We start from the raw sequence: 12967 nt of genomic DNA on the forward strand, positions 1-12967 counted from the left end.
CCGCTCAGCCGCTACCATCAAGGTATGACGTTTGGTGGTAGGGGCGGTGGTGGCGGGGGCGGCCGCATCTCGTCGGCCGATGTCGCCAAGCAGAAGTCACTGAACGAAGACGCCCCAGAGATTCCGGGCCTCGGCTCGCATATTGCGGCGCTCTTCAGGCCCTACAAGTCACAGCTCATTGTTATCGCGGTGCTTGTGCTCGTGACCGCGGCGCTCGGTATTGTGCCACCGCTCATCACGCAGCGCATCTTCGATGACGCGCTGTTTCCGGCCGGCGGCAACCCGAGCCTCACGCTGCTCACCTGGCTCGTCGTCGCGATGATCGCTATATTTGTCGTCTCGAGCGCCCTCGGGATCGTGCAAACGATCATCACCGCGAAGGTCGGCAACCGTGTCATGGGCGACCTGCGCGTGAAGCTCTTCACGCACCTGCAGGCCATGGAGCTTGGCTTCTTCACCCGCACGAAAACCGGCGTCATTCAGTCGCGCCTACAAAACGATGTCGGCGGTGTCGCCAACGTGCTCACGAACACCGTCTCAAACGTCGTCGGCAACACCGTCACCGTGATTGCCGCCTTCGTCGCGATGCTGCTGCTCAGCTGGCAGCTCACCCTCATCGCGGTGCTCATCATGCCCGTGCTCGTCGTCGCGCAGCGCCGCGTTGGTCAGGTGCGTGCGCGCATCGCGGCCCGCACGCAGGAGTCGCTCAGTGAAATGACAGCGATCACGCAAGAGACGCTCTCGATCTCGGGCGTGCTACTCGCGAAGACGTTCTCGCAGCAGGGTGCTGAAACCGAGCGCTACTCAACCGAGAACGATCGCCAGATCGGCTTGCAGGTGAAGCTCACGATGAGCGGCCAGGTGTTCTTCGCCCTCGTGCAGGTCTTTATGTCGGCGGTACCCGCCATCGTCTACCTCGTCTCGGGCTTCCTCATTGCCCACGCGCAGGGCCAGGGCTTCGACGCGGGCATCACCGCCGGAACGATCGTTGCCTTCACCACCGTGCAGTCGCGGCTGCTCTTTCCGATGATGGCGCTCATGCGCATCGCCCTCGACCTGCAAACGTCAAAAGCGCTCTTCGCACGCATCTTCGAGTACCTGAACCTCACGCCGCGCATTGTCGAGGCAGAGGGTGCGACGGCCCCCGACATGAGCCCACCCCACGGCGGATCGGTCGAGTTCGACCACGTCACCTTTCGCTACGACGACACGAACCCGACCGAGCGCCCCACGCTCGATGATGTCTCGTTTACGGTTGAGCCTGGCGAGTTCGTCGCGATCGTCGGCCCCTCGGGGTCGGGCAAGACAACGATTGGCTCGCTCGTGCCGAGACTCTACGACGTGAGTGGCGGTGCCGTGCGCTTCAGCGGAACCGACGTGCGTGACCTCACCCTCTCGGGCCTCATGGATCAGATCGGCATGGTCACCCAGGAGTCCTACCTCTTTCACGGCACCATCGCTGAGAACCTGCGCTACGCGAAGCCTGAGGCCACCCAAGCCGAACTCGAGGCCGCCGCGCGCATGGCCAATATTCACGACGCCATCGTCTCGTTCTCGGGCGGCTACGACACGGTCGTGGGCGAGCGCGGCTACCGCCTCTCGGGAGGCGAGAAGCAGCGCCTCGCGATCGCCCGAGTACTGCTCAAAAACCCGCCGGTGCTCATTCTCGACGAGGCAACGAGCGCCCTCGACACCGTGAGCGAGCGAATCGTGCAGGGCGCCCTCGACGGTGCCCGCGAGGGCCGCACCACGATCGCCATCGCGCACCGCCTCTCGACCATCATTGACGCCGACCGCATTCTCGTCATCGACCGCGGCCGTCTCATCGAGCAGGGCACGCACGAGCAGTTGCTCGCAACCGGCGGCGCCTACGCTGAGCTCTTCTCGCAGCAGGCGAGGTAGAGCCCTAGGCGTCTCGGCGAACGATCTGTTCGACCTGTGACCCAAGGAGCCCGTTGTCACGGTCGACCCAGTGGCGGCGCAGCTCGTGCAGGTTGATGGTCGTGCGAACCTGCGTGATGCCCTCGAAGCTTGCGAGGTCTCTTTGCAAGAAATCGGCGAACTCCCGAGGCCCTTGATATTGGCCGAAGAACGAGATGGTCGACGAGCCAGAGACGGTACTCAACATGCGGGTGCTTGGGTGCACGCTGAGCTCACGCAGAATTGTTGTCACGTGGCGTGGATCGGCGCTGATGGCCACGGCGCCCATCATCGGGTAGCCGACCGTCGTCGGCGCGACCTCCACCCGGGGAGTCACCGCTCCTGAACCGAGTAAGCGGCCAACTGTGCGGAAGGCGGTCGATGATGAGATGCCGAGTTTGCGAGCGACCTCTGCCGACGAGACTCGGCCGTTGACCCGAAGCATTTTGAGAGCCTCGAATTCGACAGAGCTGAGGTCTGTGACTGAGGTGATCGGCGCTTCTTCGTCGTGTTCAGTCAGTGCTGTGAGCGCGAGTTCTTGCTCGGCGGTGAGACGACGGAGTCGCCATGAGGTGCCGACAAATTCCGAGTGCAGAATGAGGTTGCTTTCGACCGCGACGATCCCGTCGAGTTGAGGAATCGTACGAGAGAGTAGCTCATAATAATCGGTGCCGTGCAGCGGCACGATCGTCGCGAAAACGTCGGCTGAGCCGGTTGCTTGCATGACAAACTGCGCCTCTGGAAACTGGAGCAGGCTCTGCGCGACGGACAGGCTCTCTCCTGGGCGCGTCCTAATCCATAGTTCGAATGGGTTGTACGACGACACGATAGGCCAGGAGACTCTGCCGATAACGCTCATGACGCGCTGCTCCTGAAGATTTTGCACTCGTTTGCCGAGCGTTGCCGAGGTGGTGTCGAGAATCTCGGCGAGCGCGGTGAACGACGCTCGAGGTGCCAGCTGCAGGGCGGCGATGATATCGAGGTCGGTGTCAGAAAGAGTGACCGCGCCCTGCGTGCGCTGGGTAAAAGGGGGCACATGCATACGTTTAGGATAACGCGCGGTGTCAGCTGTGAAACAACACCTCGCCAACGTGACCCCAAGTGAAAGATTTCAAAATAGAAATAGACAAATATGAACGATCATATTATTCTTGCAACAATCGCTGAAAGATAACGAGTTGCACGGTGGCGTGCAAGGAGGGCAAGGGAGCCGATGTCGGTGAACCAAGAACCATGGCAGTGGCCCGAACCGGTGTGGCGCGGTCACATTAACCGCGTTCGAGCGGGGCGTCGCCTCGTCGCCGAGGTGCCTGAAGAACGCTGGCCGGGTGGCGCAGAAGCCGCCGTGCTTATTTCATTCGACTCCGACCACGAGACTCCCTTTCTCCGTGACGGGAATGTGACTCCTGCGGCCATGGGAATGGGGGAGTACGGGGCACGGGTCGCAGTGCCGCGCATCCTGGCCTTACTTGAGCGTCACGCCGTGCCGGCATCGTTCTTCATTCCAGCGGTCTGCGCGTTGCAACGCCCAGATGAGGTGCCTGGTTACGTCGAACGCGGCCACGAGGTCGGAGTGCACGGGTGGATCCACGAGCGCAACTCGTTGCTCCCGCGTGAGGCCGAGCGCGATTTGCTCGCCCGCGCGGCCGACGTGCTCGAGATGCAGGCGGGCGTTCGCCCGGTAGGGATCCGCACCCCTTCGTGGGACTTCTCACCGCACACCCTCGACATCATTCGAGAACTTGGGTTTCACTATGACTCGTCGCTCATGGCTGACGATGAGCCCTACGAGCTGCTTGCCGAGGGCGAGCAGACGGGCATCATCGAGATTCCCGTTGAGTGGATTCGCGACGACGCACCATTTCTCATGATGGATCGCTTTGGCGGGCTACGGCCCACGTACACCCCAAGGGAACTGCTCCAGGTGTGGAAAGACGAGTTTGACGGTGCGCTTGCCGAAGGTGGAGTGTTCAACCTCACGCTGCACCCGCACATCATTGGCCATCGCTCGCGGCTTTTCGTACTCGATGAGCTGCTCAGCTACATCTCACAGCATCGCGTTTGGTATGCGACCCACGCGCAGCTCGCTTCACACGTCGCACCACTCATTTGACGCGAAGACGCGTCACTCACCCGTACCGAGAAACGAGACACTATGACCACGCAAACGACTGAATCAGTCGATCGCACAAAGCTCACCGCGAGGGGTAAGAAAGCCCTCATCGCTGGTTCCATTGGAAACGCCGTCGAATGGGTTGACTGGGCGGTCTACACGACCTTCGCAGCCGTGTTCGCCCACCACTTCTTCCCCGAAGGCAATGAACTCGCGGCGCTTCTTTCAACCATGGCCATCTTCGCGGTTGGCTTCATCATGCGCCCGATCGGCGCAGCAGTAATGGGCTCATACGCCGACCGTTTCGGGCGTAAAAAAGGCCTCGTGCTCACGATCAGCATGATGGCAGCCGCGACACTGCTCATTGGCCTCGCTCCGACCTACAACCAGATCGGCCTTCTCGCACCGATCATTCTCGTCTTTGCGAGGCTTGTTCAGGGCTTCGCAGCCGGAGGCGAATTCGGCTCATCGTCGGCGTTTCTCATTGAGTCAGCAGCGCCAGAGCGACGGGCATTCGCTGGCTCATGGCAGCAGGTCTCGGTGGGTGCTGGCGTGCTCATTGCCTCGGGCATGGGAACGGTTATCACCACGACACTTTCGCCTGAAGCGCTCGATGGCTGGGGCTGGCGCCTTGCCTTCATTATTGCTGCCTCGCTCGGCCTCGTTGGGCTCTGGCTGCGTCGCTCAGTTGAAGAGACCGAGTCGTTCGAGCGCGTCGCCGAGCAAGATGAGAAGGCCACGAAGAAGCGCCGTTGGGCCATGTTTGATATGTTCCGCTATCACCCGGCAGCGACCCTGCGCGTCTTCGGCATCACGATCGCGGGCACACTGCTCTATTACATGTGGGTGAGCTACATGCCCACCTATGCGCACATCACAACGGGTATTCCTTTGAATCAGGCGTTGCTCGCAAACTTCATTGGCATGATCTTCTTCCTGTGCCTGCTGCCTTTCGGCGGCCTGCTTTCAGACAAGATCGGCCGTAAGCCCACCATGGCTGGCTTTGCTGCTGGCTTTCTCGTCATCTCATACCCCGCATTTGCGCTGCTACAGGCCAACTTTTGGGTGCTGCTCGCGATTGAACTCATCGGCCTTTTCTTCCTTGTCGGCTACTCGGCAAACTGTGCCGTGATCATGGCCGAGCAGTTTCCCGCCGAGGTGCGTGCGACTGGAATTGGCCTACCGTACGCCCTCGCGGTCGCTGTGTTTGGCGGTACGGCACCGTACATCACGACCTGGATGAATCAGAATGGATACGGGCACCTCGTGTGGGTGTACTGTTCAATCGCTGCGCTCATCGGGCTCGCGGTATACCTCACGATGCCCGAGACCAAGGGTAAGGAGCTCGACTAATGCGGCACGCTGTCGTGACCGGCGCAGCTGCCGGTATTGGAAAAGCAATTGCCGCGAGCTTTGCCGCCGACGGCTTCCGAGTGACCCTCGTCGATCGCGATACCGCAGGTCTCGAGGCTCACGCCGCTGAGCTTGCGGGATCGACCGGAATGGTGCACCAGGTGGTTGCCGACCTTCGTGAAGATGGCGCTGCCGAACGGGTTATCGCGGCGGCGTGGAGTAACGCTCCCATCGATGTGCTCGTGTGCGCCGCTGGCGTGTACCCGGCGACGCCGTTTCTTGAGCTTGACTCGGCAACGTGGAACCTCGTGCAAGACCTCAACACCCGAGCGCCCATCATGCTCACGGTCGAACTTGCCAAGCGTGCGATCTCAGAGGGCACGAAGCCGAACGTGGTGACGATCTCATCGGGTGCCGCACTGCGAGCTCGGCCAGGAGCAGCGCCGTACTCGACGTCGAAGGCCGCGCTTGAATCGGCGTCGAAGGCCGCGGCGCTTGAGCTTGGTGAGTACGGGATAAGGGTGAACGTTGTCGCCCCTGGCTTCATCGTTGTCGAGGGGCAAGCAAACCCACTGAGCGATGAGTACGTCGAAGCGGTCTCGGTGAACCCGCTTGGGCGCAAGGGGCAGCCGAGCGATATCGCTCAGGCGGTTCGATGGCTTGCGAGCGACGCTGCTGAGTGGGTCACCGGCGCCGTGATCCGCGTTGACGGTGGCGCATCGACCGGGACAAACCAACTCCCGCTGCACTGGCACGAGCCGGTGATCACGGGCACACGAGAGGAATCATGATGAACGCATACACGATCGTCGGTGGCGGGGCCATCGGTGGCACTCTTGCCGCGTACCTCGTCGAGGGCGGTGCTGAGGTCGTGATTATCGACGCCGACCACGACCACGTTGCGGCGTTGCGAGAGCGGGGCATTACGATTCAACGCCCAGACGGTGAGCTTGTTGTTCGCGTTACGGCGTACCACCTCGATGAGGCGCCAGAGCGTCTCGAGGCCGTGATTCTCGCGGTGAAAGCGCAGGCGACCGACAGCGCAGCCGCGTGGATCGCTCCGCGGCTCAGTGACCATGGCTGGGTTGTTTCTGCCCAGAATGGGCTCAACGAGGCGACGATCGCGAAGCACGTGGGTGCCGAACGTACCGTAGCCTGCTTTGTTGACCTTTTCGCCGACGTCATCGCTCCCGGAGTCATTCAAGACGGAGGCATCGGCGCCATGGCCATCGGGGAATACACGGGTGGATCGAGCGAGCGTATCGAGTCCCTCGTTCACGACCTTCGGCTCTGGGGCACGCCAGTCATCTCTGACAACGTCGAGGGTTTCCTCTGGTCGAAGCTCGCCTTTGGCAGCATGCTCATCGCGACCGCGCTCGCTGATGAAGATATGTCGGTGCTCATTGATCGACACCGTGGCCTCATGGCAGAACTCGCGGCAGAGGTACTCGAGCTGACTGACGCTATGGGCATTCATCCCGAGCCCTTTGACGCGTTTGTGCCCTCGGCCTACCGAGCAACGGCCGATCAGGCCGAAACCGACGCGGCGACCGACGGTCTCGTCGCGTGGCTCGCAACGCAAACCAAAACCCGCTCTGGTATTTGGCGAGACCTTGCCGTACGGAAACGCCCAACCGAGGTGCCAGCACAGTTTCGGGCGATGCTGGCTTTTGGCGAACAGCACAGCATGAGGATGCCTAAGATCAGGCGACTGATGGAGCTCATTCAGGCGATTGAGCAGGGCGAACCAATGGCTGAGACCCACATCGAAGAACTAGCAAAGGTGAAATAAATGAGTGACGAGAACGTGACCCTTGAAACCGCACGGGAAACCATGGTGGCAGACCTGACCGCGTACATCGAGCAGGAGACGCCCTCTGACGACCTCGAGCTTTTGCGCCGTGGTTTCGACTGGGTGCAAGACTTTCTCGAGTCGCGGCTCGGGGCCCCCGAGATGTCGGAGCGTCACGAAGATGATGTGCATGGCCCCGTCGGGGTGAACGTCTACGGCGCTCGGAACGGGGCGACGGGGAACGTTGCCGTGCTGTGCCACTACGACACCGTATGGCCTGCAGGAACGCTCTCGAACTGGCCCGTCACCATCGAGGGTGATCGCCTCACCGGGCCCGGGTGCTTCGATATGAAAGCGGGCCTCGTGCAGTTCGTGTGGGGTCTCAAGACCGCGTACGAGAGCGGCCTCCCCGTGCCACGAGTGAGTCTCGTGCTGAACGGTGACGAAGAGATCGGATCGCCCGCTTCCCGGCCGATCATTGAACAAGTCGCTCGCGAGGCCGACGCTGTTCTCGTGTTCGAGGCAAGCGCTGATGCCGCCGTGAAGACCGCACGCAAGGGCGTCGGCATGTTTCGTGTTGAGGTCGCTGGTGTTGAGAGCCACGCAGGGCTTGATCCGGAGCGAGGAGTGAGCGCTATCGACGAGGTATCGAGAGTGGTGCGTAGTCTGCACGACGCCGCTGATCTCAACGCTGGTACAAGCGTTAATGTGGGGCTTATCTCGGGTGGTAGCCGTTCGAACGTGACTGCTGGGCATGCCGAGGGGCAGGTCGATGTTCGCGTCTCGACACAAGCCGAGGCCGACCGCATTGACGCGCTGCTCGAGGGGTTGGAGCCTCATAACCCTGCCGCGAGCATTCACGTCACGGGAGAGTGGAACCGGCCCGTTATGCCGCGTACCGAGGGTAACGCGCGGCTCTACACGCTTGCCCGTGAAGAGGCAGGAGCGCTGGGCTTCGACCTCGCTGAGATTAGCGTTGGCGGTGCGAGCGACGGCAACTTTGCTTCGGCTCTTGGCTTGCCGGTGCTTGACGGCCTCGGTGCTGTCGGCGAGGGCGCTCACGCTCGTCACGAGTGGGTGAGCGTTGATGGCATGGTGCAGCGTGCTGCCCTCGCGGCCAGGATGCTGCTGCGTCTCGCGCAGTAACAGCCGCCTGGCGTGGGGGCGCGGCACACCGGCGTGCTGTGCGCCCCACGCCGGGCTCCGCAGCGCGCTGCGCGCTCGCTGCTGCGCTCCCGCTGCCGCGCTCCCGCCTCCCGCGCTCCCGCTGCCGCGCTCCCGCGCTCCCGCTCCCGGCTCCCGCTGCCGCGCTCCCGCGGCGGCACCCCTCCGCCGCGCCGCTCCCGCTCCCGTCTCACGCTGCTTGCGGTTTTTCGGTTTACTTGACGAAAAGCAGGGTGAAATAGGCCAAACACCCTGCTTTTCGTCAAGTAAACGACCGTAACCCCGGGAAAAGCGAGCGCCAACTCGGGCACAGTGGCAGCACGTGCAAAAGCACTGAGGTTTCTGCGCCGGGCGGCGTTCACTCCCGAAAAGAGACTCCCGAATATGAGGGGTTCACTCCCGAATATGGGTACTCTCTGTGAACGTAGGGCAGCCACCGCAAGCCGTGTTGACGCTTCAAATTAGGCGTGCCTATGATTGAAGTACCAATTAAAGGCAATTAGGTTGCTGTGTAATTTGGCGAAGCATATAACCAGCAGCTGACCTGCTGGTGCTGAACTCACAAGGCTCGGTGCCTCTCGATCAGTTGCGCTGTGAAAGAGGGTTTAACACCATGAAAGCTGCACGCTACTACGGTCGCGAAGATATTCGCATTGAAGACATTGAGCCCCAACCACTCGAAGCCGGTACGGTTCGTATTGACGTAGCCTGGACCGGCATTTGCGGTACCGATCTTCACGAGTACCTTGACGGCCCCATCTTCGTTCCCGAGCACGGGCACCCGCACCCCATCTCTGGCGAGTCGGCTCCCGTGACGCTCGGTCACGAGTTCTCGGGCGTCATTTCAGAGGTCGGCGAGGGCGTTTCAGACCTCGCTGTTGGCGATCACGTTGTCGTCGAGCCGTACATCATTCGTGACGATGTCAACACCGGTCCCGATTCGAACGACTACCACCTCTCTGACGACATGAACTTCATCGGCCTCGGTGGCCGCGGCGGTGGCCTCGCAGAGAACATCGTTGTGAAAGAGCGCTGGGTGCACAAGATCGATTCGTCGGTTGCCCTCGACGAGGCTGCCCTCATCGAGCCGCTTTCGGTCGCATACCACGCCGTCAAGCGTTCGGGCGTGACCGCTGGCCAGACCGCACTCGTTGGTGGCGCCGGTCCCATCGGTCTGCTCACCGCAGCGGTACTGAACGCACTCGGCGTGAAGGTTATCGTCTCAGAGCTCTCATCGCTTCGCCGCCAGAAGGCACTCGACGCGGGTGTCGCCGACATCGCGCTGAACCCCGCCGAGGTCGACGTTGTTGCTGAGGTCAAGAAGCTCACCGATGGTAAGGGCGCTGACGTTGCGTTCGAGGCCACCTCGGTTCAGGTTGTTTTCGACACGCTCATGGACGCCGTGCGCCCAACCGGCGTCATTGTCGTCATCTCGATCTGGGGCAAGCCTGCAACCTTCGACATGCACAAGCTCGTCATGAAGGAGATCGACGTTCGCGGCACGATCGGGTACGTGAACTCGCACCCCGACACCATCGCGCTTGTCGAGTCGGGCAAGATCGACCTCAAGCCGTTCATCACCGGCAAGATCGCGCTCGAAGGCCTCGTTGACGAGGGCTTCAACACCCTCATCAACCACAACGAGACCGCAGTGAAGATTCTCGTTTCACCAACGGGCAAGGGTCTCTAGACCGCACGTACAAAGCAGGGCCGGGGGTGAACCTCGGCCCTGCTTTTCGTTTTCTGTGAGCGTTCGCCGCGCCAAGCCGCCGCGCAGCACTCGGTCATGCTGACCCGCCGCGCAACACCCGGTCCTGCTCAGCCGCCGCGCAACGCCCGGTCGCGCCAAGCCGCCGCAGCGCCGCGACTACTCGCCGGTTTCGCCCTGTCCGGGTTGCGAGACGTAGATGGCGTCGGTCGCGGGCCTGCCGAGCGTGATGGTTTCGCCGTATTCCTCGCCGTCTTCGCCGACGTGTGTGACGGTGATGGTGCTCGAGTAAGGAGCGCCCTCGGCCACACGCAGGAGCGAGCCCACCGTGATCTTGCACTCGTCGCAGTGCAGGAGCAGTGCGGGGTCGTCGTCGGCGATGCGCTCGACGCACACGGTCGCAGGCAGCGGAACGATGCTGAGCTGCGTCGCCTGCGGCATGAGCAGCTTGCCGTCGGCCGTGGGAATAGGATCACCGTGCGGATCCCTCACGGGATGCCCGAGCAGCACGTCGATCCGCTCGATCATGAGGTCGCTCACCGCATGCTCGAGGTGTTCGGCTTCGTCGTGAACTTCGTCCCAGCCGTACCCGAGAACTTGCACGAGAAAGGTCTCGATGAGTCGATGCCTGCGCACCATTTGGAGGGCGTAGGCGTGGCCGAGTTCGGTGAGCTGCACCGAGCCGTAAGGGGTGTGGTTCACGAGCCCCTGGGCGGCGAGTTTTCGAATGCCCTCGCTGACGGTCGACATGCGAAGGCCGAGGCGTTCTGCAATCACAGACGCGGTAATGGGCGCGTCTGACCATTCGGCACTCGCCCACACGACCTTGAGATAGTTTTGAGCACTGGTGGTGAGCTCTGAAAGTGTCATGCTCCCTATTGTTACAGACCGGTTGCATTCTCACACGGGGCGATACAAACGGGGCAAGAACTTCTATGATGAAAGTCACACGTGAGAAGGGTGAGGATGCCCTTTTCGGGTCGAAAGGACGACGATCAATGAAGATTCGCTACGCACTCCCAGCGATCACCGCCGCACTGCTACTCACCCTCACGGGCTGCGTTAACAACGCTGAAGGTGAGGGCGAAGAGAAAGCCCCGCAGGCCGAGGGCATCCAGCCAGACAAGGCAGCGGTTGAGCTGCTGCCAGACGACGTGAAAGACTCGGGCGTGCTGACGATCGGCACCGACGCCGAGTACCCGCCAAACGAGTACAAGGACGCCCAGGGTAAGCCCACGGGCTGGGGCGTTGACCTCGCGAACGCGGTCGCGGCGAAGCTCGGCCTTGAGCCTGAGTGGGAGATGCTCGGGTTCGACAGCATCATTCCTCGTATTCAGGAGGGCGCGCTGAACCTCGGTTCTTCGTCGTTCACCGATACGCTCGAGCGCCAGAAGTCAGTTGACTTTGTGAACTATCTCGATGCCGGTAGCCAGTGGGCTGCGCCGGTTGACTCTGACGTTGATCCTGAGAACGCGTGCGGTCTCACCGTCGCGGTTCAGAGCGGAACGGTACAGCACCTCACCGAGCTCGTTGAGCGTAATGAGCAGTGCAAGGCCGACGGCAAAGATCCGATCGAGGTGCTGCCCTACGACGGTCAGCCCGAGGTGACCCAGGCCGTGATCAACGGCCAGGCTGACGCTTTCTCGGCTGACTCACCCGTGACGGGTAACGCTGTTGCGAAGAGCGATGGCGCGCTTGAACTCGTTGGCGAGCTCTTTGACGCGGCACCGTACGGCTTCGCGACGCAGATCGACAGCGACATGACGAAGGCGGTTCAGGCCGCGCTGCAGTCACTCATTGATGACGGCACGTACCTGAAGATTCTGACCAACGCCGGTATTGAGTCGGGAGCCCGTGACGAGGCGACCGTTAACGCCGGCAACGAGTAGGCCGAAGAGGCCCTAGGCAACCATGTCTGACTCGACTCCTCGGGCTGCGGGACGAGCGGTCTCGCAGCCCGACGAAATCCCCATGGCCGAACCGATCGAAGCGATCAAGCTGAAGCACCCGTGGCGCAACGTGTTTGCGGTCGTGCTTGTGATCATCGTCGGGCTGTTCATCTACGATGCGGCGTTTAACCGGCCCGTGTATAACTGGCCAGAGGTCGGCAAGTACCTCTTTGATACCCGAGTCGTCTCGGCGATCGGCTATACGCTGCAGCTCACGATCTACTCGATGATCATCGCGATCGTGCTTGGTGTGAGCCTCGCCGTGATGCGTATGTCGCCAAACCCCGTCGTGAAGTCGGTGGCGTGGGTGTATCTCTGGATTTTCCGCGGTACACCGGTGTACGTGCAGCTGACGTTCTGGGGCATGATCGGCGTCATCTACAAGACGATTGACATCGGCATTCCCTTTACCGAGCCGCTCGCGCAGATCGTGACGAAAGACCTGCTGAGCTACTTCACCCTCGCGGTGATTGGGCTCGCGCTGAACGAAGCGGCGTATATGGCCGAGATCGTTCGCGCTGGCCTGCTCGCGGTCGATAAGGGACAAGAGGAAGCCTCGACCGCACTTGGACTGGGGTGGTGGCACACGATGACTCGCGTCATTTTGCCCCAGGCAATGCGCGTCATCATTCCGCCCACGGGCAATGAGGTGATCTCAATGCTCAAGACCACCTCGCTCGTGACGGCGGTGCCCTTCACCCTCGAACTGTACACCCGCACCCGAGACATCGCGGGCGTCACGTATCAGCCGGTGCCCATGCTCATCGTGGCCTCGGTGTGGTACCTCGTGATCACCTCGGTGCTCATGGTTGGTCAGTACTTCCTCGAGAGGCACTATTCGAAGGGGCACGGCGTGCGCCAGGAGGTCATGAAGCCGACGGTTGAGACGCAGACCATCACGGTGGCCGGCATCGAAGACTCGGCAGGCCCGAAGCACGGTGAGAGAGAAGGTGGCGATCGTGGCTAAT

At 61.7% G+C, this 12967-nt stretch carries 11 protein-coding genes; 9 read left to right on the top strand and 2 right to left on the bottom strand.

The genetic code is table 11. The features are described from left to right. The first annotated feature begins 24 nt into the window (after positions 1 to 24). Positions 25 to 1902: an ABC transporter ATP-binding protein gene (locus tag KTJ78_RS05560; protein ID WP_217133427.1), complete on the top strand. Its 1878-nt coding sequence runs from the start codon at positions 25 to 27 to the stop codon at positions 1900 to 1902. Between the two features lie 4 nt (positions 1903 to 1906). Here KTJ78_RS05560 and KTJ78_RS05565 read toward each other — a convergent pair whose 3' ends face one another. Next, complete coding sequence (locus KTJ78_RS05565) at positions 1907 to 2962, bottom strand: Lrp/AsnC family transcriptional regulator (RefSeq protein WP_217133429.1); 1056 nt, start codon at positions 2960 to 2962, stop codon at positions 1907 to 1909. 171 nt (positions 2963 to 3133) lie between these two features. On the opposite strand from KTJ78_RS05565, the gene KTJ78_RS05570 reads away from it, so the two are divergent. From KTJ78_RS05570 to KTJ78_RS05595, 6 genes are all read left to right on the top strand, one after another. Next, entirely contained in the window at positions 3134 to 4033 is a 900-nt protein-coding gene (locus tag KTJ78_RS05570; RefSeq protein WP_217133431.1) for a polysaccharide deacetylase family protein, read from the top strand. 42 nt (positions 4034 to 4075) lie between these two features. Continuing rightward, complete coding sequence (locus KTJ78_RS05575; protein WP_217133433.1) at positions 4076 to 5386, top strand: MFS transporter; 1311 nt, start codon at positions 4076 to 4078, stop codon at positions 5384 to 5386. Further along, entirely contained in the window at positions 5386 to 6177 is a 792-nt protein-coding gene (locus KTJ78_RS05580) for an SDR family NAD(P)-dependent oxidoreductase (protein WP_217133435.1), read from the top strand. The genes KTJ78_RS05575 and KTJ78_RS05580 overlap by 1 nt, the downstream gene beginning before the upstream one ends. Continuing rightward, positions 6174 to 7178 carry a ketopantoate reductase family protein gene (locus tag KTJ78_RS05585; protein WP_217133437.1) on the top strand — a complete coding sequence of 335 codons (1005 nt, stop codon included), beginning with the start codon at positions 6174 to 6176 and terminating at the stop codon, positions 7176 to 7178. The genes KTJ78_RS05580 and KTJ78_RS05585 overlap by 4 nt, the downstream gene beginning before the upstream one ends. Continuing rightward, positions 7179 to 8324 (top strand): M20 family metallopeptidase, encoded by a 1146-nt coding sequence (locus KTJ78_RS05590; protein ID WP_217133439.1) that lies wholly within the window; start codon positions 7179 to 7181, stop codon positions 8322 to 8324. It abuts the gene before it with no gap. Positions 8325 to 8955: 631 nt separating this feature from the next. Further along, a complete protein-coding gene (locus KTJ78_RS05595; RefSeq protein ID WP_217133441.1) occupies positions 8956 to 10032 on the top strand; it encodes a 2,3-butanediol dehydrogenase in 1077 nt (358 codons plus the stop codon). A gap of 177 nt (positions 10033 to 10209) precedes the next feature. Here the strand turns inward: KTJ78_RS05595 and KTJ78_RS05600 are convergent, their stop codons facing one another. Beyond that, positions 10210 to 10920, bottom strand: coding sequence for a metal-dependent transcriptional regulator (locus KTJ78_RS05600; protein WP_217133443.1), 711 nt, complete (start codon positions 10918 to 10920; stop codon positions 10210 to 10212). A 128-nt stretch (positions 10921 to 11048) separates the two neighbouring features. Between KTJ78_RS05600 and KTJ78_RS05605 the strand changes: the two genes are divergently transcribed. Then, positions 11049 to 11939 carry an ABC transporter substrate-binding protein gene (locus KTJ78_RS05605; protein ID WP_217133446.1) on the top strand — a complete coding sequence of 297 codons (891 nt, stop codon included), beginning with the start codon at positions 11049 to 11051 and terminating at the stop codon, positions 11937 to 11939. A gap of 22 nt (positions 11940 to 11961) precedes the next feature. Continuing rightward, positions 11962 to 12966, top strand: a complete 1005-nt coding sequence (locus KTJ78_RS05610) for an amino acid ABC transporter permease (protein WP_217133448.1) — start codon at positions 11962 to 11964, stop codon at positions 12964 to 12966. Position 12967: the final 1 nt, after the last annotated feature.

Source organism: Leucobacter chinensis (assembly GCF_019049105.1).
Lineage (GTDB): Bacteria > Actinomycetota > Actinomycetes > Actinomycetales > Microbacteriaceae > Leucobacter_A > Leucobacter_A chinensis.